19 protein-coding genes and 2 pseudogenes are annotated in these 23,265 nt (G+C 70.4%); 9 read left to right on the top strand and 12 right to left on the bottom strand.

What is annotated here, in order from left to right:
* Nucleotides 1-146: 146 nt before the first annotated feature.
* Entirely contained in the window at nt 147-1,349 is a 1,203-nt protein-coding gene (locus tag AB0H93_RS41780; protein ID WP_358581916.1) for a hypothetical protein, read from the top strand.
* Between the two features lie 49 nt (nt 1,350-1,398).
* On the opposite strand, the gene AB0H93_RS41775 is transcribed toward AB0H93_RS41780, so the two are convergent.
* The 5 genes from AB0H93_RS41775 to AB0H93_RS41755 form a co-directional block, all read right to left on the bottom strand.
* A complete protein-coding gene (locus tag AB0H93_RS41775) occupies nt 1,399-1,794 on the bottom strand; it encodes a hypothetical protein (protein WP_358581914.1) in 396 nt (131 codons plus the stop codon).
* A gap of 26 nt (nt 1,795-1,820) precedes the next feature.
* Nucleotides 1,821-2,654 (bottom strand): PD-(D/E)XK nuclease family protein, encoded by an 834-nt coding sequence (locus tag AB0H93_RS41770; protein ID WP_358581911.1) that lies wholly within the window; start codon nt 2,652-2,654, stop codon nt 1,821-1,823.
* Nucleotides 2,655-2,701: 47 nt separating this feature from the next.
* Nucleotides 2,702-3,583 carry a PHP domain-containing protein gene (locus AB0H93_RS41765; protein WP_358581930.1) on the bottom strand — a complete coding sequence of 294 codons (882 nt, stop codon included), beginning with the start codon at nt 3,581-3,583 and terminating at the stop codon, nt 2,702-2,704.
* A gap of 81 nt (nt 3,584-3,664) precedes the next feature.
* Nucleotides 3,665-4,237: a PH domain-containing protein gene (locus tag AB0H93_RS41760; RefSeq protein WP_358581908.1), complete on the bottom strand. Its 573-nt coding sequence runs from the start codon at nt 4,235-4,237 to the stop codon at nt 3,665-3,667.
* A 26-nt stretch (nt 4,238-4,263) separates the two neighbouring features.
* Nucleotides 4,264-4,425: a hypothetical protein gene (locus AB0H93_RS41755; RefSeq protein WP_165968041.1), complete on the bottom strand. Its 162-nt coding sequence runs from the start codon at nt 4,423-4,425 to the stop codon at nt 4,264-4,266.
* 145 nt (nt 4,426-4,570) lie between these two features.
* Here AB0H93_RS41755 and AB0H93_RS41750 point away from each other — a divergent pair, with 145 nt between their 5' ends.
* The 4 genes from AB0H93_RS41750 (at nt 4,571) to AB0H93_RS41735 (ending at nt 7,667) form a co-directional block, all read left to right on the top strand.
* The gene (locus AB0H93_RS41750; RefSeq protein ID WP_358581905.1) at nt 4,571-4,999 is read left to right on the top strand and encodes an NUDIX domain-containing protein; all 429 of its coding nucleotides are present in this window, start codon (nt 4,571-4,573) and stop codon (nt 4,997-4,999) included.
* A 452-nt stretch (nt 5,000-5,451) separates the two neighbouring features.
* Nucleotides 5,452-6,531 (top strand): magnesium/cobalt transporter CorA, encoded by a 1,080-nt coding sequence (gene corA, locus AB0H93_RS41745; protein ID WP_358581903.1) that lies wholly within the window; start codon nt 5,452-5,454, stop codon nt 6,529-6,531.
* A 146-nt stretch (nt 6,532-6,677) separates the two neighbouring features.
* Entirely contained in the window at nt 6,678-6,866 is a 189-nt protein-coding gene (locus AB0H93_RS41740; protein ID WP_358581900.1) for a hypothetical protein, read from the top strand.
* 321 nt (nt 6,867-7,187) lie between these two features.
* Nucleotides 7,188-7,667 carry a CAP domain-containing protein gene (locus AB0H93_RS41735; protein ID WP_358581898.1) on the top strand — a complete coding sequence of 160 codons (480 nt, stop codon included), beginning with the start codon at nt 7,188-7,190 and terminating at the stop codon, nt 7,665-7,667.
* Between the two features lie 218 nt (nt 7,668-7,885).
* Here the strand turns inward: AB0H93_RS41735 and ugpC are convergent, their stop codons facing one another.
* From ugpC to AB0H93_RS41705, 6 genes are all read right to left on the bottom strand, one after another.
* Nucleotides 7,886-9,058, bottom strand: a complete 1,173-nt coding sequence (ugpC, locus tag AB0H93_RS41730; RefSeq protein ID WP_358581896.1) for a sn-glycerol-3-phosphate ABC transporter ATP-binding protein UgpC — start codon at nt 9,056-9,058, stop codon at nt 7,886-7,888.
* A 4-nt stretch (nt 9,059-9,062) separates the two neighbouring features.
* Nucleotides 9,063-9,908 carry a carbohydrate ABC transporter permease gene (locus AB0H93_RS41725; RefSeq protein WP_358581894.1) on the bottom strand — a complete coding sequence of 282 codons (846 nt, stop codon included), beginning with the start codon at nt 9,906-9,908 and terminating at the stop codon, nt 9,063-9,065.
* A complete protein-coding gene (locus AB0H93_RS41720; protein WP_358581892.1) occupies nt 9,908-10,810 on the bottom strand; it encodes a sugar ABC transporter permease in 903 nt (300 codons plus the stop codon). Before AB0H93_RS41720 ends, AB0H93_RS41725 begins: the two co-directional genes overlap by 1 nt.
* A 32-nt stretch (nt 10,811-10,842) precedes the next feature.
* On the bottom strand, nt 10,843-12,099 hold the full coding sequence (locus AB0H93_RS41715; protein WP_358581889.1) for an extracellular solute-binding protein: 1,257 nt from the start codon (nt 12,097-12,099) through the stop codon (nt 10,843-10,845).
* 337 nt (nt 12,100-12,436) lie between these two features.
* Nucleotides 12,437-12,958 carry a general stress protein gene (locus AB0H93_RS41710; RefSeq protein ID WP_358581887.1) on the bottom strand — a complete coding sequence of 174 codons (522 nt, stop codon included), beginning with the start codon at nt 12,956-12,958 and terminating at the stop codon, nt 12,437-12,439.
* 153 nt (nt 12,959-13,111) lie between these two features.
* Nucleotides 13,112-13,648, bottom strand: a complete 537-nt coding sequence (locus AB0H93_RS41705) for an MFS transporter (RefSeq protein WP_358581885.1) — start codon at nt 13,646-13,648, stop codon at nt 13,112-13,114.
* Between AB0H93_RS41705 and AB0H93_RS41700 the strand changes: the two are divergent.
* The 4 genes and pseudogenes from AB0H93_RS41700 to narI form a co-directional block, all read left to right on the top strand.
* Nucleotides 13,648-16,506 (top strand): annotated as a pseudogene (locus AB0H93_RS41700) (nitrate reductase subunit alpha); the annotation flags it as partial. The gene AB0H93_RS41705 and the pseudogene AB0H93_RS41700 overlap by 1 nt on opposite strands.
* 25 nt (nt 16,507-16,531) lie before the next feature.
* The gene (narH, locus tag AB0H93_RS41695; protein ID WP_358581883.1) at nt 16,532-18,181 is read left to right on the top strand and encodes a nitrate reductase subunit beta; all 1,650 of its coding nucleotides are present in this window, start codon (nt 16,532-16,534) and stop codon (nt 18,179-18,181) included.
* The gene (gene narJ / locus AB0H93_RS41690) at nt 18,181-18,819 is read left to right on the top strand and encodes a nitrate reductase molybdenum cofactor assembly chaperone (RefSeq protein ID WP_358581881.1); all 639 of its coding nucleotides are present in this window, start codon (nt 18,181-18,183) and stop codon (nt 18,817-18,819) included. Before narH ends, narJ begins: the two co-directional genes overlap by 1 nt.
* Nucleotides 18,816-19,592, top strand: a pseudogene (narI, locus tag AB0H93_RS41685) (respiratory nitrate reductase subunit gamma). Before narJ ends, narI begins: the two are co-directional and overlap by 4 nt.
* 13 nt (nt 19,593-19,605) lie before the next feature.
* Here the strand turns inward: narI and AB0H93_RS41680 are convergent.
* On the bottom strand, nt 19,606-23,157 hold the full coding sequence (locus tag AB0H93_RS41680) for a patatin-like protein (RefSeq protein WP_358581879.1): 3,552 nt from the start codon (nt 23,155-23,157) through the stop codon (nt 19,606-19,608).
* Nucleotides 23,158-23,265: the final 108 nt, after the last annotated feature.

Genomic DNA, 23,265 nt, shown 5'->3' with positions numbered 1-23,265 from the left:
CCGTGAGCCGGGAGGCTCGCGGGTCGAACTCCAGGCGGCGTCCGCAACTCCCGCAGGGGCGCCGCCACCCGCACCGCCACGCAAGGCGAGTCCGGCGACAGGCTCTAAGCTCGGCGCAGGAACAGCCAGGCGATCGAGGAGTGACTGTGGTCCGGCCGGAACGGCGCACGAGAACCGACCTCGCCGTGGTGGCGCTGATCGTCGTGGCCGTGCTCACCGGTAGCGTCGTCCTCTGGTTCAACAGCGATGCGCGCGCCACCGTGTCCGAGCCCGCCGCCCAACCGATTCCAGAACTTCCCGCGGCCACCGCCGTGCCGGAGACGCTGTCCGAGGCGTGGCGCGCGACCAGCCCTGTCACTCCGGTTCCGGTAGTCGCCGGGGCCGGAGTGGTCACCGGGGCGGGCAACGAGGTGAGCGGCCACGATCCGCTGACCGGCCAGGTCGCCTGGCGCTACGCCCGCGACATTCCACTGTGCACGGTCGGCGCGGAGTGGAACCGCGCGATCGCGGTCTACCGCAAGTCCGAGAACTGCAGCGAGGTCACCTCGCTGCGCGGGGCCACCGGGGTGCGCGGGCCGCAGCGCAATGCCGACGCCGAGTTCGGCACCCAGCTGCTCGGCGACGACACCTACGTGACGGCCACCGGGAAGCGCTCCTTCGAGTCCTGGCGCTCGGACCTGGTGCGCACCCAGCAGTTCGGCATGCCGCCCGCGGTGAAGAACCCGGACAACAACATGAAGCGCCCGGACTGCACCTACTCCTCGATCGGAGTGGGCGACGAGCGGGTGGGGGCCGTCGAGGCGTGCCCCCGCGAGCAGGGCCGGATCACGGTCCTGAAGGCCCACCCCGAGGACGACGAGAAGCCGGAGGAGATCTTCAGCGTCGTCCTCGGCAGCGAGTCGGCGGGGGTCATCGCGGTCAACGACAAGCACGTCGCGGTGGTCCTCCGGGACCGCTCCGAGGTCGTGGTCTACAACAACGACGGCGCGGTGGAGACCACCTTCCCGGTGCGCGTCGGCACTCCCGACCTCCGGGCGAACGTGCAGGTCGAGTCGACCTCGAAGGGCCACCGGATCTACTGGCACACCGGCACCGACACGGTCGCGCTGGACCCGGAAACCCTCGCTCCACTGTGGACTACGCCGGACACGCTCGGCCCGGGCGTCGGATTCGGCGGGAAGCTGCTGGTACCGGTGTCCAATGGCCTGGCGGTCCTGGACGCATCGACCGGCAACCGCGAGCGGGTGATCCCGGTGGACCGCGCCGGCTACACCGGCCCGGTCCAGCTCAACGCGGTGGGCCCGGTTCTCCTGGAACAGCGCGGCGACGCGCTCGTCGCCCTGCGCTGAACCGGCGACGCGAAAAGTCCTTGTTCCCCAACGGAAACACGGACGCTCGTCAGGCCCACCACCAGAACCACAACGAGCCGAACACGACCACGAGGACGCCGCAGGCAGCCAAGCCGCCGCGCGCGTTGTTGCGCCGGTCCGCGATCGCCTGCAGCACCAGGGCGACCAGCGACGCCACCAGTTGAGCGATCACCGCAGCCAACCCGGGGCCTTCCTGCCCCTGGTTCGTCGCCCAGAACTGCACCGCGACCAGTACTAGTGCGAGCAGCAGGAAGCCGGCCGCCAACGCGCCGGTGAGGCCGCGGAGCGCGGAACCGGCCCGGCTGGGCGGCGTCGGTCGGCTCAGCGAATGCCGACCGCGCGGTCGCTGCGGCGGCAGCTCGTCGGATCCCGGCAGGCGCCGCGTTCGGGGCGGCCGCGGTCGTTGCGAAGCGGGTGTGCGCATCGGCCCGTCCTCAGGTCGCATGCTCGTCAATCCCCCAGCAAAGCCCACGGCGGCAGGCTCGGCGCCGCCTGCCTGCCCTCCTCGCAATGCGCCCGGAAGTCGCACCACGAGCAGTGCGGTCCGGTTCGAACCGGGAACATCGCCTGCGGATCGGCACCGAGCTCGAACGCGTCCGTCGCGGCCTGGAGTTCTCCGGCGAGCTGCTCGGCGCGATCCTGCAGCGCGGCGAGCGATTCCGCGGTGTGATCCCAACCCGCGACGGCCCCGGTCGGCAAGTGGTGCAGCTCGACCCGCCGGCACGGCCGGCGCAGGGTCTTGCGCGCTGCCAACGCGTACAGCCCGAGCGCCAGCGACTGCCGCGCATCGTCGACGCGCAGTCCGTGCCGCCCGGTCTTGTAGTCGACGACGACGAGTTCGCCGTGCCGGTCGTCGATCCGGTCCACCCGGCCCTCGGCGATGATCGACCCCATCGGCGCGGACACCCAACGCTCCACCGCGAGCGGCACGACGTCGGGCGCCAGCTGCTCGACGTACGAGCCGACCCACTCCTGCGCTCGGCGCCGGTAGTCGCCCGCCTGCTCCGGGCTCGCGAAGCCGTCGGACTTCCAGTACTCGCGCACCAACGTGGCAGCGCGCTCCGGGCTGCGCTGATCCGCTCGCAGCTCGAAGTACGCGCGCAGAGCGTTGTGCACGACGGCGCCCAGCGTGGCGTTCGCCCAAGCACCGGCGCGCGACGGCGCCGGCCGGTCCAGGTACGTCATGCGGTACTTCCGGGGGCAACTCGCCCAGGTCGCGAGCCTGGCCGGCGTGACCCGCACCAGCTTGCTGGGAATTCCTTCTAGACCGAGCTGCCCCTGCACGCCCCCACAGTACGCAGTTTTCCCGCTACCCGGCCGTTCCGCCCCGATCAGCCGATGACCTTGCTGCCGCTGCACCGCTCCACCAGCCGATCCAACGAGTCGGGCGGAGTCGTCTCCTGGCCGATCCGGATCGTCTTGTTGGTGCCGTGGTAGTCGCTGCTGCCGGTGGGGATCAGGTCCAGCTCGGCGGCCAGCCCGCGCAGCCGCGTCCGGGTCTCGGCGTCGTGGTCGGGGTGGTCGATCTCGATCCCGGCGAGCCCGCGCCCGGCGAGCTCGGCCACGATGTCGGCGGTCACGATCGGCCCCCGCGCGGTCGCGAAGGGGTGCGCCAGCACCGTCGCGCCGCCGGCCTCGGCGATCATCTCGATCGCGCGGTGCACGGGCGTGTCGGTGCGCGGGAGGTAGTAGCTGCCGCGGCCGCCGAGGTACTTGGCGAAGGCCTCGTCGACGCTGGCGACCGTCCCGGCGTTGACGAGCGCGCGGGCCAGGTGCGGCCGACCTCCAGGCGAGTCGGGCGGCAGGCCGGCCATGAGCTCGTCCGGGTCGACCGGGAAACCGTCGGCGGCCATGTGCTGCGCCATCTGGTAGAGCCGCTCCCGGCGCTCAGCGCGCAGCCGCGACTGCTCCCGCACGAGCGCGGTGGAGTTCGGGTCGAACAGGTACGCCAGCAGGTGCACGGTGATGTTCCGACCGTCCTCGCCCGGACACGAGCATGACAGCTCGGCACCCGGCACCAGCCGGAACCGGCCGGGCTCCGCGAGATCGCGCACGGCCCGCTCGGCCGCCGCCCATCCCGCGGTGGTGTCGTGGTCGGTGATCGCGATCGCGTCCAGGCCGGCGGCGAGCGCTGTCGCCACCAGATCTGCCGGTGCATCGGTCCCGTCGGACTCGGTGGAATGCGTGTGCAGGTCGATTCGCACACCCACCAGTGTGACCGATGGTCCGACCGCGGGCCGAACCAACACCCGTCCGGTCGGCCCGGCGCTGCCGCGCCGGGCCGACCGGATGGGTCAGAGCTTCGCTGCCTTCCGCTTGCCCACCGCGGCGCGCCGCGCCTTGAGCATGGAGAAGCGGTCCTGCTGCTGGCCCTTCTTGTCACCGAAGACGAGCGCCGAGATCGCGTCCTCGACCTCGGTCGGGTTCGGCACGTAGTCGATGCGGTTCAGGGCCTGGATCTGACCGGCCGACTCGACCACGAGAGTGCCGTACCCGAAGAGGCGGCCCATCAGCGTGCGAGCGAACGTCAGGTCCGTGACCTTGGTGATCGGCATCATCGCCACGTTGGTGGTGAAGATGCCGGTGGTGATCAGGAACCGCTTGTCGGTCACGACGATGCGTTCCACGTACCAGTCCAGCACCTGGTACGCGAAGCGGATCAGGATGATCAGCCCCACGTACCAGAGGATGTTCTGGACCAACCCACCGCTGCCCTCGGGCACCAGGTAGGACACCATCACCAGACCAACCAGCAAGCCGGCCGCCTCGAAGAGGTCCCACACCAGGACCGCCCAGTGACGCCGAACGCGGATCACTCGGCGTTCACTGTCCAGCAGGTATTCGTCGGGGTCCCTTGGAGCGAACACGGCACCCGCCTCCCGCGGCTCGCGCTTTACTGGAAGAGGTTCTGCATGAAGGTGATGACGGCCTCAGCTGCTCCCCGGAGACTGCCCAGGATGCCGTTGATGACACCGCTGGCTTCCACCGGCGCGGAAAACAGGAAGAACAGGAGGAAAGCAACTCCGGCCCACGTGAGGATTTTCTTCATGTTCACTGTGACGCACCCCGTCCGAAATGCCCTTGAGTAGCGCAGGCGCCTGCTGATCCGTTGTACCGCACTCCGCCGCTTTACGGCAGCTTTGTACCGCACTTGGGTCAGTCGTTTCCGGGCAGCCCCGGATCAACTACCCTCCGTGGCGATGATCGTATCGGAGAATCCTGTGATCCGCTGCGTCGGCGCGATAATTCACCACCCGGACGGCCGGTTGCTACTGGTCAAACGTGCACATGAACCCGGGAAGGGGAAGTGGTCCCTACCGGGTGGCCGAGTCGAGCGCGGCGAGACCGACCATTCGGCGGTACAGCGCGAAGTCCGCGAAGAAACGGGACTCTCCGTCACCGTCGGTGAGCTCGTCGGCCGAATCTTCCGGCCCGCGGCGCGCGGCACCTACGAGATCCTGGACTACTCCTGCTGGAGTAACGAACAGGAGCTTTCCGCTGGTGACGACGCCGCCGATGCGATCTGGGCGGATAGTGCGACTTTCGCCACACTGGACCGCGACGGAGCGCTGACCGAAGGTCTCGCCGAGATCCTGCGCTCTTGGAATAGTTTACCCCGCAACGAGTGACGGCTGAAATGCGACCGGGGAACGCCGCGACGGTCCCGTCACGGCCCGCCGAGAGGCGCGGTTCGGGTCGAACACGGATCCGGATGCGATTCACCCAATCCGCCCAATTCACCCGTTTCATGCATTGCGGTTCCGGCGGGTTGTGACCTCGAATGCGAGCCGTTGCCATCGGTCCACTCGGACGGAGTATCGTGTCGGGTTGGCTGACTCAAGACCACCACATCGGTGGATGACCTTCTGGAGGTGAGGGATCGTGGACAGCAGTGCCGATAGCGCGCTTCCGTGCAGTACCAACAGCATCCCCGCCGGAAGGGCCAGCCGCTAGGCCTTCGCCCATCAGGGCCGGCAGGGATGCGCGAGCAGCGGGCGGAGCCCGCGAAGCACGCCACCCACGCAGCTCTCACCCGGATCCCCGTCCGCCGGGGAGCTGCGCCCGGACCTTGGAGGTCGCCGTGCCCAACCTGCCCTCGCTCGGCCTGCGCAACCGGAACAACCGCGCGCCCCAGCCGCTCATCCGCAGCGCCGCCCCCGTCTCCGCGTACGTCGTCGACTGCGCGATCTACGACGACGGACGCCGCGTCGAAGGTTCGTGGAACCACTCCGACGCCATCGAGGAGGTGCGGCGGCGCGGTTCCGGCTTCGTCTGGATCGGGCTGCACGAACCCACCGAAGAGCAGATCAACGGCATCGCCGAAACCTTCGGCCTGCACGAGCTGGCCGTCGAGGACGCCGTGCACGCGCACCAGCGCCCGAAGCTGGAGCGCTACGACAACACGTTGTTCATGGTGCTGAAGACGGTCCGCTACACCGACACCGAGACGCGGTCGGCGACCAGCGAGATCGTCGACACCGGCGAGCTGATGGTGTTCCTCGGCCGCGACTTCGTCATCACGGTGCGGCACGGCAAGCACGCGGGGCTGGCCGAGGTGCGCAGCCAGCTGGAGGCCGACCCGGAGCAGCTCGCGCTGGGCCCGTCGGCGGTGCTGCACGGCGTCGCCGACCACGTGGTGGACACGTACCTGGAGGTCACCGAGGCCATCCAGGACGACATCGACGAGATCGAGGCCGAGGTCTTCGAGCCGGGCACCAAGATCGACGCCGAGCACATCTACCTGATGAAGCGCGAAGTCATGGAGCTGCGCCGCGCGGTGCAGCCGCTGACCAAGCCGATGCAGCGGCTCGCCGAGGGCTACACGCCGATGGTCGCCGACGAGGTGCGGTCCTACTTCCGCAACGTCGAGGACCACCTGGCGAGGGTGTCCGAAATGGTGGGGGCCTTCGACGAGCTGCTGACAACCCTGGTGGACGCGACGCTGGCCAAGATCACGCTCCAGCAGAACACCGACATGCGCAAGATCTCGGCGTGGGTCGCGATCGTCTCGACGCCGACCATGATCGCCGGGATCTACGGCATGAACTTCGACTTCATGCCCGAGACGAATTGGACCTTCGGGTACCCCCTGGCCCTCATGGTGATGCTCGGCGCCTGCATGGTCCTCTTCAAGATCTTCCGGCGGAACAAGTGGCTGTGATCGCACTTCGTAACGAATTCCGCGCCGCCGGCGATATGCCGTGCGGGGTCACTTCGCGTCCCGTCATCGCCGACTGGACGCCGTTCCGCTTGTCTTTCACCACCGTCCGTTCTCATCGGTCGGCGCGAGCGCGTGAGGAGGTTGTCATGCACCGTCTTCCGCAGCACCAGGGGCGGGTCCGGCATCGGCTCCTCACCAGCCCGGTCCCCCGGCGAAATCCCGTGACGCGTCGGGAGATCGCCGAGAAGTTGTTCCGGCACACTGCTTGGGTGCAGCGAAAACCCGGCGCGATGTGGGACGCGGTTCCCGCCGCGCCGCGCGCCGTCGCGCGCTGACGCCTGCCGGGACCACCGCGGGCCACATCGTGAAAAACGAATCTCCGTCAGATCTTCGTTTCTTTCACGTTGGGAGGCACCGCCATGACTCGCTTGGCCGCCAACAAGCTCACCCTCCTGGTCGCCCTGATCATGGGGTGGATCGTCACCCTGTTCGTGCTCATCGCGAGCCAGCTCTAACGCTCCGTGCCCGGACGTCCACTATGGACTGAATCCGGCACGCCCGGCCGGTAACCGGATTCGGCGAAATGATCCGGCGGCGACGTCGTGCCGCGGTTACAACACTCCCACCCATCGTCGCGATGCTGGGAGTGATCGCAGATGTCGCTGGTCGAACGGATGTTGTCGTGCGGGGCCGCCGTCCCGCTTCTCCTGCTCTGCGCTGGGCCGCCGCTGCAGGCGGCCCAGCGGATGCCATCGGAGCAGCGAATACTCGAACTCACCAATGCCGAACGGGCCCGGGCCGGATGCCCGCCGGTGCGCCTGAACGGCGACCTGAGCCGGGCGGCCGCCGGGCACAGCGCGGACATGGCGCACCGGAACTTCTTCGGGCACACCGGAAGCGACGGCCGCAGCCCGGTGGATCGCACCCGGTCCGAGGGATTTCCGAGCGGCTACGTCGGCGAGAACATCGCGGCCGGCCGCGAGACCGCCGACGGCACCTTCCGCCAGTGGATGGACGCGGTCCCGCACCGGGACAACATCCTCGACTGCGCCTTCACCGACCTCGGCGTGGGCCACGCGGCCACCGGGCACAGCCACTACCGCCACTACTGGACCCAAGAGCTAGGCCGCCCCTGACCCCCCACCGGCGTTCGCCTGCCCGCAATTTCCATTGAAATCGAAGGTCCGATTTCCATTGAAATTGCGGACGAACCCAACCCATCGGGTGGTGGAGTTGGTCGGCGGTCTCGCGGTGCCCTGGTTTGAAATCCGCTCTTGGCCGTGGGTGGGGGCACCCGTGCCCGGTTGCGCGGGCATGGGTGCCCCTCGCCTCGATCGGATCTCGGTGGGGTTGCTCAGGTGAGGGTTCGGCCCGTGGCCGGGTCGAAGAGGTGGATCTTGTCCGGGTCGAACCAGACCGTCAGGGGCCGGCTCTCCCTCGCCGCCGATTCGACCGAGAGGCGGGTGACCACCTGGCCCTCGTCCGTGGGCACCTCGGCGCTGCCGCTGTCTGCTGCCAGCTCGTCCAGCTCCGCCGTGCTCGCCCGTCCACCGTGGAGGGTGAAGTACACGTACTTGTCCGAGCCCATCTCCTCCACCACGTCCACCTCGCCGGTGAACGTCCCGCCCGCCGTGCGGGCCGAGTCGTCGAGCAGCGCCGCGTCCTCGAAGTGCTCCGGGCGGATGCCCAGCACCAGTTCGCGCGGTGCGTCCGCGGACTCCAGCGCGGTGCGGATCCGGTCGCTCAGCGGGATGTCGCCCAGCGGGCCGCGCAGCGCGCCGTCGGCCACCTCGACCGGCACGAAGTTCATCGCGGGCGAGCCGATGAAGCCCGCGACGAACAGGTTCGCCGGGTGCTCGTAGAGGTGTTGCGGCGCGCCGACCTGCTGCACCACGCCGCCGCGCAGGACCACGACCCGGTCGCCGAGGGTCATCGCCTCGGTCTGGTCGTGCGTGACGTAGACCGTCGTGGTGCCCAGCCGCTTCTGCAGCTTCGACACCGAGGTCCGCATCTGCACCCGCAGCTTCGCGTCCAAATTGGACAGCGGCTCGTCCATCAGGAACGCCTTGGGGCTGCGCACGATCGCCCGCCCCATCGCCACCCGCTGCCGCTGCCCGCCGGAGAGGTTCGCGGGCTTGCGGTCCAGGTGCTTGGCGAGGTCGAGGATCTTGGCGGCCTCCTCGACCTTCTGCCGCACCGTCGCCGAATCCACCTTGGCCAGCCGCAGCGGGAACGCCATGTTCTCGAACACCGTCATGTGCGGGTACAGCGCGTAGGACTGGAACACCATGGCGATGTCGCGGTCCTTGGGCGCGCGCTCGTTCATCCGCTCCCCGCCGATGCGCAGTTCGCCGCCGCTGATGTCCTCCAGCCCCGCGATCATGTTCAGCGTGGTGGACTTCCCGCAGCCGGAAGGGCCGACCAGGATCACGAACTCGCCGTCCGCGATCTCCAGGTTCACCTCGTTGACCGCCAGCGCCCCGTCCGGGTAGCGCTTGGTCACCTTGTCCAGCACGATCTCGGCCACTTGGTTACCCCTTCACTGCGCCGGAGGTCAGTCCGGACACGATGCGACGCTGGAAGAACAGCACGAACACGATGATCGGAATGGTGATCACCACCGCGGCCGCGGAGATCGACCCCGTCGGGTCCTCGAACTGCGAGTCGCCGGTGAAGAACTGCAGCGCCACCGGCGCGGTGCGGGAGTTCTCCGTCGAGGTCAGCGAGATCGCGAACAGGAAGTCGTTCCAGCAGAAGATGAACACCAGGATGGCGGTGGTGAACACCCCCGGCGCGGCCAGCGGCGCGATCACCTTCGCGAAGGCCTGCCCCGGCGTGGCGCCGTCCATCTTGGCCGCCTTCTCCAGTTCCCACGGGATCTCCCGGAAGAACGCCGACAGCGTGTAGATGGCCAGCGGCAGCGAGAAGGTGATGTACGGCAGGATCAGCCCCGGCCAGGTGTCGAACAGGCCCAGCGCCCGCTCGATCTCGAACAGCGGCGACACCAGCGACACCTGCGGGAACATCGCGATCAGCAGCGAGGCGCCGACCAGCACCCGCTTGCCGGGGAAGTCCAGCCGGGCGATCGCGTAGGCGGCCATGGTGCCCAGCACCACGGCGATGGCGGTCGCGATCAGCGCGATGCCGATCGAGTTCAGCAGCGCGCGGGTGAACTCGCTGGTGGTGAAGATCGCCGCGTAGTTCTCCAGGGTCCATTCGCGCGGGATCAGGTTGCCGTCGGAGAGCGTCGCCGGCGTCTTGAACGACAGCGACAGGATCCACAGCACCGGCACCAGCGCGTACACCAGCACGATGATGTTGAGCAGCGCCCACTTGGTCTTCCGCGCGGGGGTCTCGGCCCCGCCGACGCCGGCCATCAGCGCCTCCCCTTGTCGTCGCTACCGGGCGCGGCCGCGCCGAAGAGCTTCACGAACATCCACGCGATGATCGCGACCGCGATGAAGATCAGGACCGACATGGTCGAGCCGATGCCCAGGTTCAGGCCCTTGATCAGGTTGTTGTAGGCGAGCACGGACACCGACGAGGTGCCTTGCGCGCCGGAGGTGAGCACCACGATGTTGTCGAAGACGCGGAACGCGTCGAGGGTGCGGAACAGCAGCGCGACCAGGATGGCCGGCTTCATCACTGGCAGCATCACCTTCACGAACCGCTGCCACGGCCCGGCGCCGTCCATCGCCGCCGCCTTGAGCAGGTCGTCGGGCACCAGCGCCAGACCGGCCATCAGCAGCAGCGCCATGAACGGCGTGGTCTTCCAGATCTCCGCCAGGATCACGATGGCCAGCGCGCTGGCGTGCTCGGTCAGCGGCGCGCCGCCCGGCGTGATCGCGTTGGCCAGGTAGCCGGTGTCGGGCGTCCACGCGTAGCGCCAGCTGAAGGCCGCGACGACGGTGACGATGCCGTACGGGATGAGGGTCACCGTGCGCACCAGGCCGCGGCCGACCAGCGCGCGGTGCATGACCAGCGCCAGCCCCATGCCGAGTGCGAACTCGATCGCCACCGAGACGACGGTGACCAGGATCGTCACCCAGAACGCGCTCCACCAGTAGCCGTTGCCGAGCACCGTGATGTAGTTGTCCAGCCCGACGAACTCGCGCTGGTCCGGGTACTTGAGGTCGAAGCGCTGGAACGACAGCCACAGCGCGTAGAGGATCGGCCAGCCGGTGACGGCGATCATCACCAGCGCGGCCGGGGCGCACAGCAGCCAGCCGAGCTTGCGTTCGGCCTTCTTGCCCTCGCTGATCGCCCCTCGATCGGCCACCGCGGTCGGTTCCATTTGATCCGGCTGCGCCATCACGGCATCACTCCCTTGGAGTCCAAGGCGTTCTGCACCTCGGTGCGCATCCGCTCCGCAGTGCTCTGCGGGTCGATCTCCCCGATCGGCGCGAGCAGGTTGGACAGCGCCGTGGAGACGTTCTGCGAAGCCGGCGTCACCGTTCGCACGCCCGGATCCTTGAGCGCTTCCAGGATGGTGTCGCGCATCGGGTACTCGGCGGCCACCTCGGGATCCGAGTAGACGGACTCGAGAGCGGGCGGCACGCCGTCGTTGATCGCGGAGAACTTCTGGCTTTCCGGGTTCCGCAGGCACTTCGTCGCCTCGAAGGCCAGGTCCGGCTTGGTCGAGAAGCTGCTGACCGCGTAGTTGGCGCCGCCGATGGTGGACTTGCTCGGCACCCCCGGCTGCAGGCCGGGCAGTCGCGCCCAGCCGACGTTGCTCGCCAGCTCGGGCTTCTTCTCCTGCATCGACGGGTAGACGAACGGCCAGTTCAGCTGGAAGGCGGCCTGACCGGTCTCGAACTCCTGCCGGGCGTCGTCCTCCTTGGCGTTGTTCATCGACGCGCTGGTGACGCCCGCCGTGCCGAGGTCGCGCAGCGCCTGCAACGCCTGCACCGCGCCCTCGTCGATCACGGCGCGCTTGCCGTCATCGGAGATGATGTGCCCGCCCGCCGACTGCACGAGCGTGTTGAAGTGCACGTACAGGCCCTCGTACTGCGCGCCGGTGAGCGAGATCCAGTGCGGCTTGCCCTCCTGCTTGAGGCGCTGCGCGGTCGAGATCATCTCGCCCCACGTCTTCGGCGGCTCGGGCACCAGGTCCTTGCGGTACCAGAGCAGCTGCACGTTGGTGTTCTTCGGCGCCGCGTAGAGCTTGCCCTCCCAGGTGGCCGTCTCCAGCGGCCCCCGCAGCGTGTCGCGCTCGGCTTCCGCCTTGTTCTGGCCGGTCCACTCCCGGATCCACTTGGCCTCGGCGAACTCGCCGGTCCAGGAGACGTCCAGGTAGAGGATGTCCATGCCGGTGTCGCCGGCGGCCAGCCGGCGCACCATCTGCTCGCGCTGGCCATCGGCGTCGCGGGGCAGCTTGTGGTAGACGATCTGGTACCGCCCGCCTGACTCGGCGTTGCAGCGGTCCACGTTCTGCTGCAGGTTCTCCTCGGGCGCGCTGTAGAGGTTCACGGTGTTCGCGCCTGAGGCCGGTGCGCAGGCGGTCAGCGCGGACGCGCACACCAGCGACGCGCCCAGCACTGCCGCTGCACGGGTGCGGCGAACTCTCACGGTCGGTCCTTCCAGTTGCCGGTCGCAGCCGCGACCCGGCACTGGGGTGCCCACGCTTCGTCGCCTGCCACCGCCGGCGGTGAGCCGGTGTTGGCAAGCTAGGCGTCTTGATCAGTCAAGGCAAGGGCGACAAGACCCTTGTTGCTAATACGTGAAAGTCGGCGAAACCGGGCGCCCGCGCATTGCGCCGAAAGCCGTCCCGCACTGCACCGACCGGCGCAAAGGAGCTGTTCACCGGGGCCTTCCGGCCGACCGGAGCGCGATGCGAATTCCGGGAAGAACGCGAAACCCAGGACCCTGCCGCGCAGGAGTCCTGGGTTCCGGTCGGGTCAGCCGATCACTGCGTCGATGGCGGGCGCATGGCGAGTTTGGCGAGCAGGTCCCGGCCCTGTTCCGCGTGGCGCGGCTGGGCCAGCACGTCGTAGCGGCCCGCGACCAGCTGGCTGGCCGAGGAGAAGTCCCGGCGACCGCGGGTCGAGGCGTAGCCGACCGCCGCGGAGACGAGGCCGAACACGATACCCGCGCCCAGACCGACCAGCACCGGGCCGAACCAGCTGCCCTGCGGCGTGAACAGGCCCAGGATCAGGCCGACGAACAGGCCGAACCAGGCTCCGGAGGCCGCGCCCCCGCCCAGCACCCGACCCCAGGTCAGCCGCCCGGTGACCCGCTCGACGAGCATCAGGTCGACGCCGACGATGGTCACCTCCTGGACCGGGAAGTCGCTGTCCGCCAGGTGGTCGACGGCGCGCTGCGCCTCTTCGTAGGTGCCGTAGGAACCGATCGGCCAGCCGCTCGGCGGGGTGGGCAGGTTGGGTGTGCCCGGCGCCGACCGGCCGGAGCCGGTGAACGGATTGGACACCGCTGACACCTCCGTTGGATTGCTGCCATGACGGGGACCGCGGGAGCCGGGCGAGCCCGATTCCGGCGTATTGTCCCCTACCCCATCAGGCTACCCCGTGGAGTCTCCCGGAGATCATGTCCGTCCGAGCGGTTCCGCGCATCCGCAGACCGGTCACCGGGCGGCCTCCCGCCGGACGACCGCGAACGTCAGCGCCGCGCACCCCAGCGCGGCCAGCGCCAGGAGCACGAGGCCCCAGGTGTAGTCGCCCGCCGTGCCGTAGATCGCGCCCATCACCAGCGGCGGGAAGAATCCGCCCAGGCCGCCCGCGGCGCCCACGAGGCCGGTCACCGCGCCGACCTCGTCGGGCGGCGCCAGCTTGGCGACCAGTGCGAACACCGCACCCGCGCCGGCCCCGAGCACCGTAGCCAGCCCGAGGAAGGCGATCGTGCCGAACGGGACCAGCGGCAGTTCGAAGGACGCCAGGACCGCGAACGCCACGGCGAGCGAGCAGGCGGTGCCGAGCACGTCGGCCGGGTGCACGCGGTCGCAGAGCCAGCCGCCGATCGGCCGGGCCACCACGGCCAGCACCACGAACCCCGCCGTGCGCATCGAGGCGTCGCTCGCGCTGAGGTCGTAGGCGGACTTGAGGTAGGTGGGCAGGTAGACGCTGAACGCCACGAACCCGCCGAAGGTCAGCGCGTACAGCACCGGACGCGCACTTCATGACCGAGGCGCGCTACCGGGGCCAGAAGGTCGTGGTGGTGTCGCCGGACTACGCCGACAACGTGAAGTTCGCCGACACCTGGCTGTCGCCGCAGCCGGGCACCGACGGCGCGCTGGCGATGGCCATGGGGCACGTGATCCTGCGGGACTTCTTCGTGCAGCGGCAGGCACCGCGCTTCGCCGACTACGTGCGCCGCTACACCGACCTGCCGTTCCTGGTTTCGCTGCGGGACAACGGCGCGGCGCTGGTGCCGGACAAGTTCCTCACCGCGGCCGATCTCGGCGCGCCCGGCGATCACGACCGGTTCAAGCCGGTGCTGGTCGACGAGCGCACCGGCCGCGAGCACGTGCCCGGCGGCAGCCTGGGATTCCGCTTCGGCGAAGGGGGAACCGGCCGCTGGAACCTGGATCTCGGCGAGGTGCGACCGCGGCTGAGCCTGCTCGGCCACGCCGCCGCCGAGCCGGTCGCGGTGGAGCTGCCGAGGTTCGACGTGCCCGACGAGCGCGGGGCCCGGCTCCGCCGCGGCGTCCCGGCGATCCGCGTCGGGGACCGCCTGGTGACCACGGTGTTCGACCTGGTGCTGGCCAACTACGGGGTGGCCCGGCCGGGGCTGCCCGGGGACTGGCCGAGCGGCCTCGACGACCCGAAGCCGCACACCCCGGCGTGGCAGGAGGAGATCACCGGGGTGCCCGCCGCGCAGGTGACCCGGGTGGCCCGCGAATTCGCCCGCAACGCCGAGGAATCCGGCGGCCGGTCGATGATCCTGATGGGCGCGGGCACCAACCACTGGTTCCACTCCGACACGATCTACCGGGCGTTCCTGGCGCTGGTGACGCTGACCGGCTGCCAGGGGGTCAACGGCGGCGGCTGGGCGCACTACGTCGGCCAGGAGAAGTGCCGCCCGGCCACCGGTTGGGCGCAGCTGGCCGGGGCGCTGGACTGGGCGCGGCCACCGCGCCAGATGATCGGCACCGCGTTCTGGTACCTCGCCACCGACCAGTGGCGCTACGACGCGCTGGGCGCCGACGAGCTGATCCACCCGCTTGGCCCGGGCCGGTTGTGGGGCGCGGCGATGGCCGACTGCATCGCCCGGTCGGCGCGGATGGGCTGGATGCCGTCGTACCCGACGTTCGACCGCAACCCGCTCGACCTGGTGGATTCGGCCCGCGCGGCCGGGATGGAGCCCGCCGACCACGTGATCGACGAGCTGCGCGCCGGGCGGCTGCGCTTCGCCTGCACCGACCCGGACGCCGAGCAGAACTGGCCGCGGATCGTCACGGTGTGGCGGGCGAACCTGCTGGGCTCGTCGGCGAAGGGCAACGAGTACTTCCTGAAGCACCTGCTCGGCACCGATTCCGCGCTGCGGGCCGAGGAAGCCCCGCCGAACCGGCGGCCGCACGACGTCCGGTGGCATCCGAAAGCGCCGGAGGGAAAGCTGGACCTGCTGGTATCGCTGGACTTCCGGATGACCAGCACCGGCCTGTGCAGCGACGTGCTGCTGCCCGCCGCGACCTGGTACGAGAAGCACGACCTGTCCTCGACGGACATGCACCCGTTCGTCCACGCGTTCACCCCGGCGATCGCGCCGCCGTGGCAGACCCGCAGCGACTTCGCCGCTTTCCACGCCGTGGCCCGCAAGTTCTCCGAGCTCGCCGCGACGCACCTGGGCATCCGCGAGGACCTGGTCGCCGCGCCGCTGCTGCACGACACCCCGGACGAGCTCGCGACGCCCGGCGGCGTGGTGCGGGACTGGGGCCGCGACGAGGTGGACCCGGTTCCGGGCGTCACGATGCCGAAGCTGATCGTGGTGCGGCGCGACTACCCGGCGGTGGCGGAGAAGATGGCCGCCCTCGGGCCGCTGGTGGACCGGCTCGGCGTGGGCAACAAGGGCTGGACGGTCATCCCGGACCAGGAGGTCGAGCAGCTGCGGCGCAGCAACGGCACCGTGCAGGACGGGGTCGCCGCCGGCCGGCCGTCGCTGGCGCGGGACGTGGACGCGTGCGAGGCGATCCTCGCGCTGTCCGGCACGACCAACGGCCGGATCGCGGTCGCCGGCTTCCGGGTGCTGGAGGAGCGCACCGGCGTCCGGCTGGCCGACCTGGCGCTGGACAACGAGGGCAAGCAGGTCACCTTCGCCGACACCCAGGCGCGCCCGGTGCCGGTGATCACCTCGCCCGAGTGGAGCGGCAGCGAGCACGGCGGCCGCCGCTACACCGCGTTCGCGATCAACGTCGAACGCCTCAAGCCCTGGCACACCCTGACCGGCCGCCAGCACTTCTACCTGGACCACGACTGGATGCAGGAGCTCGGCGAGGCGCTGCCGGTGTACCGGCCGCCGCTGAACATGCACCGGTTGTTCGGCGAGCCCGAGGAATCCGGCGGCACCGCGGTCTCGGTGCGCTACCTGACGCCGCACTCGAAGTGGTCGATCCACTCCGAGTACCAGGACAACCTGCTGATGCTCGCGCTGTCGCGCGGCGGCCCGGACCTGTGGATGAGCCCGGCCGACGCGGAGGTGATCGGGGTGCGCGACAACGACTGGGTCGAGGCGGTCAACCGCAACGGCGTGGTCGTCGCGCGGGCCGTGGTGTCGCAGAAGATGCCGCGGGGAACGGTGTACATGTACCACGCCAAGGACCGGGTGGTGGACGTGCCGAAGTCCGAGATCTCCGGGCTGCGCGGCGGGATCCACAACTCGCTGACCCGGCTGCTGCTCAAGCCCACCCACCTCATCGGTGGCTACGCCCAGCTGTCCTTCGCGTTCAACTACCTGGGCCCGACCGGCAACCAGCGCGACGAGGTCACCGTCATCCGCCGCCGTAGCCAGTCGGTGGAGTACTGACGCGGAGCGTCGAGAAGGAGTACTGATGCGTGTGATGGCACAGCTGGCCATGGTGATGAACCTGGACAAGTGCATCGGCTGCCACACCTGCTCGGTCACCTGCAAGCAGGCGTGGACCAACCGCGGCGGCGTCGAGTACGTCTGGTTCAACAACGTGGAAACCCGCCCCGGGCAGGGATATCCGCGCACCTACGAGGACCAGCAGCGGTGGCGCGGCGGGTGGCGGGTGACCCGCGGCGGCCGGTTGAAGCTGCGCGGCGGCGGGCGGTTCAAGCGGCTGCTGTCGCTGTTCGCCAACCCGAAGCTGCCCGCCATCCAGGACTACTACGAGCCCTGGACCTACGACTACGACAACCTGATCTCCGCGCCGCTGAGCGACCAGACGCCGGTGGCCCGGCCCCGGTCGCTGATCTCGGGCGAGCCGACGAAGATCTCCTGGAGCGCCAATTGGGACGACAGCCTGGCCGGCTCGCCGGAGCTCACGCGGCAGGACCCGGTGCTGCGCAAGCTCTCCGACGAGGTCAAGCAGTCCTTCGAAGAGACCTTCATGTTCTTCCTGCCGCGGATCTGCGAGCACTGCCTCAACCCGTCCTGCGTCGCGTCCTGCCCGTCGGGCGCGATGTACAAGCGGTCCGAGGACGGCATCGTGCTCGTCGACCAGGAGCAGTGCCGGGGCTGGCGGATGTGCGTCACCGGCTGCCCGTACAAGAAGGTGTACTTCAACCACCGAACCGGCAAGGCCGAGAAGTGCACGCTCTGCTACCCGCGGATGGAAGTCGGGCTCCCGACGGTGTGCTCGGAGACCTGCGTCGGCCGGCTGCGCTACCTCGGTGTGCTGCTCTACGACGCCGATCGCGTGCTCGAAGCGGCGTCGGTGGACGACGAGCACCAGCTGTACCCGGCGCAGCTGGAGGTGCTGCTCGACCCGAACGACCCGGAGGTGCTCACCGCGGCGCGCCGCGCCGGCATCCCGCCGGACTGGATCGACGCCGCGCAGCGCTCCCCGGTCCACGCGCTCATCAAGGACTTCCGGGTGGCGCTGCCGCTGCATCCGGAATTCCGCACCATGCCGATGGTCTGGTACGTCCCGCCGCTGTCGCCGGTGGTGGACAAGCTGGCGGAGACCGGCCACGACGGCGAGGACGTGGGCAACATCTTCGGCGCCATCGACGCCATGCGGATCCCCGTCGAGTACCTGGCGGAACTGTTCACCGCCGGCGACGTGCGGCCGGTGACCGAGTCGCTGCGCAAGCTGGGCGCGATGCGCTCGTACATGCGCGACATCAACCTCGGCCGCCCGCCGAACCCGGCCATCCCGGAGGCCGCCGGGCTCGACGTCGAGCAGGTCCAGCGGATGTACCGGCTGCTCGCGCTGGCGAAGTACGAGGAGCGCTACGTGATCCCGCAGGCGCACGCCGAACTCGCGGGGCAGCTCGACGAGCCCGGCTGCTCGCTGGATTACGAGGGCGGGCCGGGCATGTACGCGTCGGGGCCGTTCGGGGAGGCCTCCGGCCAGCCGGTGCCGATGTCGGTGGAGAACTTCCACCTGCTCAAGCAGCGGCAGAGCGCGGAGCACTTCACCGCGCCGGACGGCTCGCGCCGCGTGAACCTGCTCAACTGGGACGGGCGCGGCACGCCCGAGGGCCTGTTCCCGCGCAACGACGAGGACCGCTGATGGGATTCGACCGCTCCCGCGCTCTCACGCACCGCATCGCGGCATACCTGCTGGCCTACCCGGACGAGCCGCTGCGCGCGCTGCTGCCGCAGCTGCGGGAGGCCGGTGCGGAACTCCCGCAGCAGTACGGCGCGCCGCTCCGCGAACTGCTGGACCACCTGGACGCGACGCCGCTGCTGGCGGCGCAGCAGCACTACGTCGAGACCTTCGACCTGCGGCGGCGCTGCTGCCAGTACCTGACCTACTGGTCCACCGGCGACACCCGCAACCGGGGGCGCGCCATCGCGGACTTCAAGCGCATCTACCGGTCCGCCGGCGTGCTGCCGCCCGACGACGAGCTGCCCGACCACCTCACGGTGGTGCTGGAGTTCGCCGCCACGACCGATCAGGAACTGGGCACCGCGCTGCTGGTCAACCACCACGCCGGGCTCGCGCTGCTGGCCGAGGCCCTGCACGGCCAGGGCACGGTGTACGCGCGCGGGGTCGACGCCGTGCTGGCCACGTTGCCCGCGCCGACACCGGCGGTGCTGCGGGCGGCCGAGCGCATCGCCGCGACCGGGCCGCCGCAGGAGTCCGTGGGCATGGCGGGGCCGTTGCTGCCCTTCCCCACGACCGAGCAGACGGGAGTCCGCCGATGAGCACCTGGGACGTGCTGCTGTAGGGCGCCGCGCCGTACGCGACGATCGCGGTCCTGGTGGTCGGCTCGATCTGGCGCTTCCGGTACGACCGGTTCGGCTGGACCACCCGGTCCTCGCAGCTGCTCGAATCGCGGCTGCTGCGGTTCGCCAGCCCCATGTTCCACTTCGGACTGCTGGTGGTGATCGTCGGCCACGCGATCGGGCTGCTGATCCCGGAGTCGTGGACCGCCGCGCTCGGCGTCTCCGAGCTCCTCTACCACCTGGTGGCGGTCGGCCTCGGCGCGCTGGCCGGCATCTGCACGCTGGTGGGGGTCGCGCTGCTGATCTACCGGCGGCGCCGCAACGGCCCGGTGTTCTCCGCGACGACCGTCAACGACAAGGCGATGTACCTGGTGCTGGTCGGGGCGATCGTGCTCGGGCTGCTGACCACGGTGCTGGCCAACGGCATCACCGAGGGCTACGACTACCGCGCCACGATCTCGCCGTGGTTCCGCAGCATCTTCGTCCTGCAGCCCGACGTGGCGCTGATGGTGGACGTGCCCGTGCCGTTCAAGGCGCACATCCTGGTGGGGATGCTGCTGTTCGCGCTGTTCCCGTTCACCCGGCTGGTGCACGCCTTCAGCGGTTTCGCCGCGGTGCGCTACCTGTTCCGGCCCTACGTCGTCTACCGCAGCCGGGCCGAGGCGCGGCCCCGCCGCGGCTGGGAGCCCGTCGGGGTCCCCGGTCAGCGCCGCGGGAAGCACGATGCCCCGCGCCCGACCCGGAAGCCCTGAAACCCGACCCCGCTCAGGCGGAATCGGAAACCTCGGTCCGGGGCGCCTTCGCCCGCGCCGGTGCCTTCGGCGCGAAACCGGCACGCCGCCTGGGCCGCGGCGCGAGGACGTCGACGGTGCCGACCAGGATCATGTGGGCGTAGGCGGTGAGGCCCGTCGCCAGGACGATCCAGCCTCCGCCGCTGAAGGCGTTCGGCTCGTACGACCACAGAACGCCGACGAACACCAGCAGCGTCAGCACCGACGCACCGACGCGCGCGGCGGTGCGGTAGGCCACCGCTGCGGGCCAGGTGAGCAGCCCCGCGACCAGCGCAAGCCCGAGGGGGCCGAGCCGGAATCCGGTGGTGAACAGCCAGAACTCGGCAGCCAGCAGCACCGCCCCGATGAACACCGCGGGCAGCCAGCGCGCCAGGCCACGGCCGAAGCGGTGCGCCAGGCGCCACCCCGACCACACGGCGAAGACCGCGGTGAACAGCATCGCCAGCAGCGCGCCGGGGCCGAAGGACGTGCCCGAGAAGTCGGCCACGACGAGCCAGTTCCCGGGCACGCCGCCGAACCAGCCGAAGCCGTCCGCGCACCCGACGTCCACGCCGGTGCCGGAATCCGAACAGGCCACGGACAGGGCGAGCAGCGGCGATTCCGCCGAACCCGGCGGGAAGGGACCGTCCGATACGGCGAACGAGCTCTCGAACGCCGACTCGTGCTGGTCGGCGGACAGGACTTGCGTCCCGGGCATCGACCCCCACCCGACGCCGGTGAACGCCACAGCGCTCGCCGCCAGGAAGCCCAGCAGCGCCGCGCGGCGCGGTGCGGCGACGGCGTACACGACCGCCATCAGCAGCGGCTTGATCAGCGTCATCGCCCGACGCCCCAGCCAGGGCAGCACGCCGCGCCCGGAGGGGCGGACGGCCCGGTATGCGAGCAGCCCGAAGCGCGTCGCCATCGACAGCGCCCGCGGCTCGCCGAGATCGGCGAACCGCTGGCGGCCGACGTCGTAGCGCTCCACCTGGCCGGTCAGCTGCGCGGGCGCGGGCACCGGCGGCTCGCCACCGCTGTCCGGGTCGGCCCCGGAAGGAACGGTTTGGACGAAGGGGATTTCCTCCGCCGCGATCGTCCACTGCAGACGTTCGGTGAGCAGCCGCTGGGTCTCGGTCAGCGAATGCTCGTCGTCCGGGGCGGCGAACAGCGCGTCGAGCTCGGCGCGCACCTCGCCCGCGTGGCGCGCCCACACCTCGGCGAGGAATCCGCGCCACTGCTTGGCCTGCTCCTCGTCGAGCTCCCCGAGCTCCGCCGTCGTCGGGCGGGAGACGATCGCCTGCAGCGCGTCGCCGAGCTCCTCCGAGCTGCTGTGGCGCCGGGCCAGCCGAGACGGGTCGGCGAGCAACCTGACCAGCGCGGCGGCGGAATCCATCCGCCCCCACATCCAGTCGTTCGCCCGCCACTTCGCGGACAGGAACGCGCCGAAGTTGCCCACGTCCAGGCCGCGGATCTTGTCCGCGATCCGCAGCGGCACGTCCTCGCCGCGCCGCAGCGCGTCGAACGGCAGCGGGCTCTGCTCGTCGCTGACCACGCGCAGCAGGTTGATCCGCGATCCCGGGACGCGCCCGACGTCCAGCGGCGCGTTGAGCACCACCAGCTGCCGCAACGTCTCCGCCCGCCGGTCGCTGCGCTCCAGCAGCGCGTAGCCGAGCTGCTGGGGCTCGTCGATCCGCTCGCGGGGCGGGGCCGCCGCGGCCAGCCGGTCGGCGACCCGGTGCAGCACCGCGCGCGCCTCCGCGACCGCGTCCACCCCGGCGGCGTCCGGGACCGCGTCCGCCCCGGAAGATTCCACAATGGACATCAATTCGCGGGCCAACTCGGCGAGATCGTCGTGGAAGTCCTCGCCCGCCTCGATCGCGCGCAACACCTCGCCCAGCAGGGGCTGGATCGGGGACGGCAAGGCGTGCTGGAGCCTGGCGCGACGGCGCTGCACGCGCTGCACCCACTCGTCGAGCTCGGTCGTCTCGACGATCGGTTCCAGCTTCGCACCGTTGATCCAGTACTGGTCGGCGTGCCCCTCCAGCACCTCGCCGAAGCTCCGCAACCGGTAGAGCACGGACTTGCAGCGCCCGATCTCGCGGCTCTCCGGCGCCCAGCGCTCGATGTCCCAGGCCCAGCCGAGGCATTCCTGCACCGCGGTGAGCAGGCCGCGCGCATCGTCGAAGACGCGCGTGGTGGCGTCGCTGCCGAGCCCGGCCGACAAGCGGTGCGCGAGCTGCGTTCTCGCCTGCGCCGACCACTCAGCCAGCGGATCCCCGACCACCGGCGGCAGCAGCTTGCCGTCCTCGATGCCCGCGGGCTCGGTGAGCAGCCGGTACACCGCCTGGGCGTCCAGCTCCGCGCGAACCACCGCGTGATCGGGCAAGACCGCGTCGACCTGCTGCGCCAGCACCGCCGCCCGCTCGGCATCCGGCGCGGCCCGCAGCGGCGCGTACAAAGCCTTGCGGCGCAAGGCGGTTCGCGCGACCAAGCGGTTGTGCTCGTCCAGCGCGTCGAGGTCCGCGAGCAGCGATTCCTGGGACAGCCGGGCACGCAGGGCCGTCGCGGTCACCGGCACGGCGAACCCGGGCTCGCGGCGTTGTCCGTGCGAGGCAACGGGATCCGGGTTCAGGTAGAGCAGCCACCGGTGCGTCGGCCGGTTCGCCGGCGCGGCCGAGATCGCATCGATCGCCGCCGTCACCGGGATGTTGTCCAGCACGCCGCCGTCGATCACCCGGAACGGTGGGAGCAGCGGATCGGCGACCGTTTCGGAGAACAGCCCGATCATGTTCGGCTCGCCGTCCGGTGGTTCGCCGAGCGACGAGCGCACCTGCGCGGGCTCGAAGGCGAACGGGAACGACGACGTCGAGCGGGCGGCGTGGGCGAGCCGCAGCACGGTGGGCGCGAAGTCGTCGCCCGCGCCGAAGTCCGACAGCGGATCGCCCGCCCTGCCCTGGTGCCGGAACCGGAACGACGCGGTGCGCCGCTCCTGCAGCATCGGCCCGGACCGGCCGTCGAAGCGCCGCTCCAGGATCGGGTCCAGCAGGGTGGCGGTCAGCAGCAGGTCGGCGCGGTGGCCTGGGTGCTCCGCCGCCGCGGGCACGTTGTCGGTGATGACGTCGGCGAGCTCGGCGCGGAAGTAGCGGTCGCCCTCCAGCAGCGACGGCGGGCGGTGCTGCCAGAACTTCGGCACCGGCCGGGACATGGCCTCCACGTCCCCCAAGCGCACCCACACCTCGCGCATCCGGTCGAAGGGCATCCCGTAGACCAGCGTCGCGGACAGCAACGTCGCGTTGAGGCCGCCGGCCGAGGCCCCGGCGAGCACGTCGACCGCGACCGCGTCGTAGCCGGACAGCTTCGCCAGCGACGCCCACGGATGGGTGCCCGTCGAATCGTCGTCCGCCGGCGCCCGCGAATCCGCCACCGCCTCGCGGAGCCGGTTGATCTCGGCGACCGCGCCGCCGATCCACACGGCCATGCTCGCGCCGCCGCGCATGGCCAGCGCCAAGCGCAGTTCCTGCTCGTTCTCCGCTGCCGCGGTGGCCACCTCGGAGCCCGCCCTCTCGATCGACGCCTGCGGATCTCACCCGGAACCTACCGCGCCTGCCGCCACGGCTGATCTCCAACAGGCGAACTCAACCCGTCCGCCACCGCA

This window comes from Saccharopolyspora sp. NPDC050642 (assembly GCF_040654735.1).
Lineage (GTDB): Bacteria > Actinomycetota > Actinomycetes > Mycobacteriales > Pseudonocardiaceae > Saccharopolyspora > Saccharopolyspora elongata.
This window is presented reverse-complemented; position numbering and strand designations above follow the sequence as displayed.

What these genes read in the sequence shown, in the direction of transcription:
- AB0H93_RS41740 (WP_358581900.1), top strand. Translation starts at nt 6,678, where the DNA reads ATGCACCGTCTTCCGCAGCACCAGGGGCGGGTCCGGCATCGGCTCCTC.
- narJ (WP_358581881.1), top strand. Translation starts at nt 18,181, where the DNA reads ATGGGATTCGACCGCTCCCGCGCTCTCACGCACCGCATCGCGGCATAC.
- AB0H93_RS41735 (WP_358581898.1), top strand. Translation starts at nt 7,188, where the DNA reads ATGTCGCTGGTCGAACGGATGTTGTCGTGCGGGGCCGCCGTCCCGCTT.
- AB0H93_RS41775 (WP_358581914.1), bottom strand. Translation starts at nt 1,794, where the DNA reads ATGCGCACACCCGCTTCGCAACGACCGCGGCCGCCCCGAACGCGGCGC.
- narH (WP_358581883.1), top strand. Translation starts at nt 16,532, where the DNA reads ATGCGTGTGATGGCACAGCTGGCCATGGTGATGAACCTGGACAAGTGC.
- AB0H93_RS41725 (WP_358581894.1), bottom strand. Translation starts at nt 9,908, where the DNA reads ATGGCCGGCGTCGGCGGGGCCGAGACCCCCGCGCGGAAGACCAAGTGG.
- AB0H93_RS41750 (WP_358581905.1), top strand. Translation starts at nt 4,571, where the DNA reads ATGATCGTATCGGAGAATCCTGTGATCCGCTGCGTCGGCGCGATAATT.